The 5940-nt window shown below is 50.8% G+C and carries 1 protein-coding gene, 2 tRNA genes and 3 rRNA genes; 1 reads left to right on the plus strand and 5 read right to left on the minus strand.

Annotated elements, in window-relative coordinates; all coding sequences use genetic code 11:
• Positions 1-51: 51 nt before the first annotated feature.
• From rrf to CK625_RS13425, 5 genes are all read right to left on the minus strand, one after another.
• Positions 52-164 (minus strand): 5S ribosomal RNA (gene rrf / locus CK625_RS13405).
• A gap of 141 nt (positions 165-305) precedes the next feature.
• A 23S ribosomal RNA gene (locus CK625_RS13410) occupies positions 306-3179 on the minus strand.
• A 402-nt stretch (positions 3180-3581) separates the two neighbouring features.
• Positions 3582-3657 (minus strand) — tRNA-Ala (locus CK625_RS13415).
• Between the two features lie 50 nt (positions 3658-3707).
• A tRNA-Ile gene (locus tag CK625_RS13420) sits at positions 3708-3784 on the minus strand.
• A gap of 82 nt (positions 3785-3866) precedes the next feature.
• Positions 3867-5404: ribosomal RNA gene (locus CK625_RS13425) — 16S ribosomal RNA — on the minus strand.
• Together the 16S, 23S and 5S rRNA genes with 2 tRNA genes alongside form the textbook arrangement of a ribosomal RNA operon.
• Positions 5405-5487: 83 nt before the next feature.
• Here CK625_RS13425 and CK625_RS13800 point away from each other — a divergent pair.
• Entirely contained in the window at positions 5488-5811 is a 324-nt protein-coding gene (locus CK625_RS13800) for a hypothetical protein (RefSeq protein ID WP_143326301.1), read from the plus strand.
• Positions 5812-5940: the final 129 nt, after the last annotated feature.

The following is a 5940-nucleotide window of genomic DNA, read 5'->3' on the forward strand; positions in this document are numbered from 1 at the left end:
AAACAAACCCCCCACTTCCGAATTTGGAAGAGGGGGGTTTTGGGGATAAGAGCCTGACGATGACCTACTTTCACACGGGAATCCGCACTATCATTGGCGCTGGTCCGTTTCACTGTCCTGTTCGGGATGGGAAGGAGTGGTTCCAGACTGCTATTGTCATCAGGCATAACTGGTGGTGTTGCTGAGCTGTGCTCAACGACACGAAACATAGAGTCGAATCATGGTATTTTGATTGCGTTGGCTACGCATCAGCGGTTTGCTGCTGTGCTTTGTCGATCGTTGTGGGATCGATTTGTCAAAGTTATAGGGTCAAGCCTCACGGGCAATTAGTACTGGTTAGCTCAATGCATTGCTGCACTTGCACACCCAGCCTATCAACGTCGTGGTCTTCAACGACCCTTTAGGGGGCTCAAGGCCCCGGCAGATCTCATCTTGGGATGAGTTTCCCGCTTAGATGCTTTCAGCGGTTATCTCGTCCACACTTAGCTACCCGGCGATGCCACTGGCGTGACAACCGGTACACCAGAGGTGTGTCCACTCCGGTCCTCTCGTACTAGGAGCAGGTTCCCTCAAATCTGCAGCGCCCACGGAAGATAGGGACCAAACTGTCTCACGACGTTTTAAACCCAGCTCACGTACCTCTTTAAATGGCGAACAGCCATACCCTTGGGACCGACTTCAGCCCCAGGATGAGATGAGCCGACATCGAGGTGCCAAACACCGCCGTCGATATGAACTCTTGGGCGGTATCAGCCTGTTATCCCCAGAGTACCTTTTATCCGTTGAGCGATGGCCCTTCCATACAGAACCACCGGATCACTTAGTCCTAGTTTCCTACCTGTTCGACTTGTCAGTCTCACAGTCAAGCACGCTTATGCCTATGCACTATTAGCACGATGTCCGACCGTACCTAGCGTACCTTCGAACTCCTCCGTTACGCTTTGGGAGGAGACCGCCCCAGTCAAACTGCCTACCATGCACTGTCCCCCGCCCTGATTCAAGGGCGCAGGTTAGAACCTCAAACACACCAGGGTGGTATTTCAAGGACGGCTCCATGAGAACTAGCATCCTCACTTCAAAGCCTCCCACCTATCCTACACAGATCTGTTCAAAGTCCCATACAAAGCTACAGTAAAGGTTCATGGGGTCTTTCCGTCTTTCCGCGGGGAGATTGCATCATCACAAACATTTCAACTTCGCTGAGTCTCTGGAGGAGACAGTGTGGCCATCGTTACGCCATTCGTGCAGGTCGGAACTTACCCGACAAGGAATTTCGCTACCTTAGGACCGTTATAGTTACGGCCGCCGTTTACTGGGACTTCAATCAAGAGCTTGCACCCCATCATTTAATCTTCCAGCACCGGGCAGGCGTCACACCCTATACGTCCACTTTCGTGTTTGCAGAGTGCTGTGTTTTTAATAAACAGTCGCAGCCACCTATTTTTTGCAACCCATTCATGCTCAGATGTTCTCATCACACTAATAGGGCACACCTTCTCCCGAAGTTACGGTGTCAATTTGCCGAGTTCCTTCTCCAGAGTTCTCTCAAGCGCCTTAGAATACTCATCTCGCGCACCAGTGTCGGTTTGCGGTACGGTCGCCTATAGCTGAAGCTTAGTGGCTTTTCCTGGAACCCCGTTCAGTGACTTCGTGAGCAAGCTCACTCGATCGACAGCCTCGGTATATGTGTGCCGGATTTGCCTAACACACGCCTACTTCTGCCTAAACCAACTATTCCAACAGTTGGATCACCTATTAAGATTCGTCCCCACATCGCACTATAGGTCGGTGCAGGAATATTAACCTGCTTCCCATCAGCTACGCATCTCTGCCTCGCCTTAGGGGCCGACTCACCCTACGCCGATGAACGTTGCGTAGGAAACCTTGCGCTTACGGCGAGGAGGCTTTTCACCCCCTTTAACGCTACTCATGTCAGCATTCGCACTTCTGATACCTCCAGCAGCCTTTACAAGCCACCTTCTCAGGCCTACAGAACGCTCTCCTACCACGCACAGTAAACTGTGCATCCGCAGCTTCGGTAACTGGCTTGAGCCCCGTTACATCTTCCGCGCAGGACGACTCGATCAGTGAGCTATTACGCTTTCTTTAAATGATGGCTGCTTCTAAGCCAACATCCTGACTGTCTATGCCTTCCCACCTCGTTTCCCACTTAGCCAATTTTAGGGACCTTAGCTGGCGGTCTGGGTTGTTTCCCTCTCGTGTCCGGACGTTAGCACCCGGTGCACTGTCTCCCAAGCTGTACTCTGCGGTATTCGGAGTTTGCCTTGGTTTGGTAAGTCGCCATGACCCCCTAGCCAAAACAGTGCTCTACCCCCGCAGGTAATACTTGAGGCACTACCTAAATAGTTTTCGGAGAGAACCAGCTATTTCCGAGTTTGTTTAGCCTTTCACCCCTATCCACAGCTCATCCGCTAATTTTGCAACATTAGTCGGTTCGGTCCTCCAGTACCTGTTACGGCACCTTCAACCTGGCCATGGATAGATCACTCGGTTTCGGGTCTACACCCAGCGACTAGACGCCCTATTCGGACTCGATTTCTCTTCGGCTCCCCTATTCGGTTAACCTTGCCACTGAATGTAAGTCGCTGACCCATTATACAAAAGGTACGCCGTCACCCCGAAGGGCTCCGACTTTTTGTAAGCATGCGGTTTCAGGATCTATTTCACTCCCCTCCCGGGGTTCTTTTCGCCTTTCCCTCACGGTACTGGTTCACTATCGGTCGATTACGAGTATTTAGCCTTGGAGGATGGTCCCCCCATATTCAGACAGGATTTCACGTGTCCCGCCCTACTTGTCTCTAGCCTAGTACCACACAGAATTTTCACATACGGGGCTATCACCCACTGTGGCCGGAGTTTCCAATCCGTTCTGTTGTCTTCTGCGCTATCACTAGAAGGCTGATCCGATTTCGCTCGCCACTACTTTCGGAATCTCGGTTGATGTCTTTTCCTCTGGGTACTTAGATGTTTCAGTTCTCCAGGTTCGCCTCGTTGACCTATGAATTCAGTCAACGATACCCTAACGGGTGGGTTTCCCCATTCAGAAATCTTCGGATCAATGCTCATTTGCCAGCTCCCCGAAGCTTATCGCAGGCTATCACGTCTTTCATCGCCTGTAATCGCCAAGGCATCCACCACATGCTCTTATTCACTTGACCCTATAACTTTGACTTCTGCTTTCGCAAAAACCTTCGTCACAGAACAAGCAAACTTGCTTACGCGTTTGCCGTAATTCACGCTTGTCTTGTTGGACCACCCAGAGAACCCAGATGATCCAGAGAACAATCGTCAATTACTGAACAATTCAAATTGCTTTGAATGTTCGTTGTTGACGCAATCAAAATCATTGCTGATGGCACGATGCAGATTTCTCTGCTTTCCATCAGCAACGCTGATTCGACTCTATGATTTTTTAAAGAACAGCCAATTCATCGATCTGTATCGACAAACAACAAAAAAGCCTTTCAGAACCCAAGGCCCTCAAAGCCGTTTTGGTGTTTAGCGAAACCGCGCACTTTATCACAAATCCAATGCAAAAAACATCGATTCAAATAAAGTTTTGGTGGAGGATGACGGGATCGAACCGACGACCCCCTGCTTGCAAAGCAGGTGCTCTCCCAGCTGAGCTAATCCCCCAATAGATTCAATCCATTGGATTTCATCCACCCCATCTTTCGATAGGATTTTGGTGGGTCTAGTTGGGCTCGAACCAACGACCCCCGCCTTATCAAGACGGTGCTCTAACCAGCTGAGCTACAGACCCATCATCGAATACCTTTTCGATATCCGATTTCCATTCCAACAACCGATAAGTGTGGACGCTTGGCAGAAACTGCTTTTTCCAGAAAGGAGGTGATCCAGCCGCACCTTCCGGTACGGCTACCTTGTTACGACTTCACCCCAGTCACGAGCCCTGCCGTGGTAAGCGCCCTCCTTACGGTTAAGCTACCTACTTCTGGCAGAACCCGCTCCCATGGTGTGACGGGCGGTGTGTACAAGACCCGGGAACGTATTCACCGTGACATGCTGATCCACGATTACTAGCGATTCCGACTTCACGCAGTCGAGTTGCAGACTGCGATCCGGACTACGACCGGCTTTATGGGATTGGCTCCCCCTCGCGGGTTGGCTGCCCTTTGTACCGGCCATTGTATGACGTGTGTAGCCCCACCTATAAGGGCCATGAGGACTTGACGTCATCCCCACCTTCCTCCGGTTTATCACCGGCAGTCTCATTAGAGTGCCCAACTAAATGATGGCAACTAATGACAAGGGTTGCGCTCGTTGCGGGACTTAACCCAACATCTCACGACACGAGCTGACGACAGCCATGCAGCACCTGTGTTACGGCTCTCTTTCGAGCACCAAGCCATCTCTGGCAAGTTCCGTACATGTCAAAGGTGGGTAAGGTTTTTCGCGTTGCATCGAATTAAACCACATCATCCACCGCTTGTGCGGGTCCCCGTCAATTCCTTTGAGTTTTAGTCTTGCGACCGTACTCCCCAGGCGGTCAACTTCACGCGTTAGCTTCGTTACTGAAGAAATGAATCCCCAACAACCAGTTGACATCGTTTAGGGCGTGGACTACCAGGGTATCTAATCCTGTTTGCTCCCCACGCTTTCGTGCATGAGCGTCAGTGCAGGCCCAGGGGATTGCCTTCGCCATCGGTGTTCCTCCGCATATCTACGCATTTCACTGCTACACGCGGAATTCCATCCCCCTCTGCCGCACTCCAGCAATGCAGTCACTAATGCAGTTCCCAGGTTGAGCCCGGGGATTTCACATCGGTCTTGCATCGCCGCCTGCGCACGCTTTACGCCCAGTAATTCCGATTAACGCTCGCACCCTACGTATTACCGCGGCTGCTGGCACGTAGTTAGCCGGTGCTTATTCTTGCAGTACCGTCATGATCCCCAGGTATTAACCAGAGATTTTTCGTTCTGCACAAAAGCAGTTTACAACCCGAAGGCCTTCGTCCTGCACGCGGCATTGCTGGATCAGGCTTGCGCCCATTGTCCAAAATTCCCCACTGCTGCCTCCCGTAGGAGTCTGGGCCGTGTCTCAGTCCCAGTGTGGCTGGTCGTCCTCTCAGACCAGCTACAGATCGCAGGCTTGGTAGGCCTTTACCCCACCAACTACCTAATCTGCCATCGGCCACTCCAATCGCGCAAGGCCCGAAGGTCCCCTGCTTTCATCCGTAGATCTTATGCGGTATTAATCCGGCTTTCGCCGAGCTATCCCCCACAATTGGGCATGTTCCGATGTATTACTCACCCGTTCGCCACTCGTCATCAGGTGCAAGCACCCATGTTACCGTTCGACTTGCATGTGTAAAGCATGCCGCCAGCGTTCAATCTGAGCCAGGATCAAACTCTTTAGTTCGATCTCTATCAACTCACTCACTTAAGCGGAATTGAAGTTCTCCTGTAAGCCTATAAAAAGCCTACACACTTCGATTCTGTGCTGTGAGCGCTTGGCATCTCTGCCACGCTTTGCTTGCGCAAAGCTTTTGCAGCAGCCTCTATTTCCAAACGCCCACGCTTATCGGCTGTATGTTTTTAATGAACCTTCTTTGCTCATCCAGCGATCTGGATTTGCATCGTTTCGCAATCAGCGAAGCCCTCTACTATAACACAAAATTTCAAGCATTCAAGAAAAATTTGAATTTTTTGAAATCTCGCTTCGAAGACCCTTCGCAACCAGCGAAGCCCTCCATTATAACACAAAAAATCTCAACTCAAAAAAGTTTGAAATTTTTGCATTCAGACCATCCAGAGGATGAGCCTTGAAGGAAACCTCGCATTCTAGCAGAAGTTCTGAAGCAGTCAAACAACTTTTTCTTCAACCCCTGCCAGCGCAACCACCAAACTAGGCAGAAGCAGCAAGCGAAGGCGTGACTATAACACAGGTTTTGAACC

Source organism: Vandammella animalimorsus (assembly GCF_002285265.1).
Classification (GTDB): domain Bacteria; phylum Pseudomonadota; class Gammaproteobacteria; order Burkholderiales; family Burkholderiaceae_C; genus Lampropedia.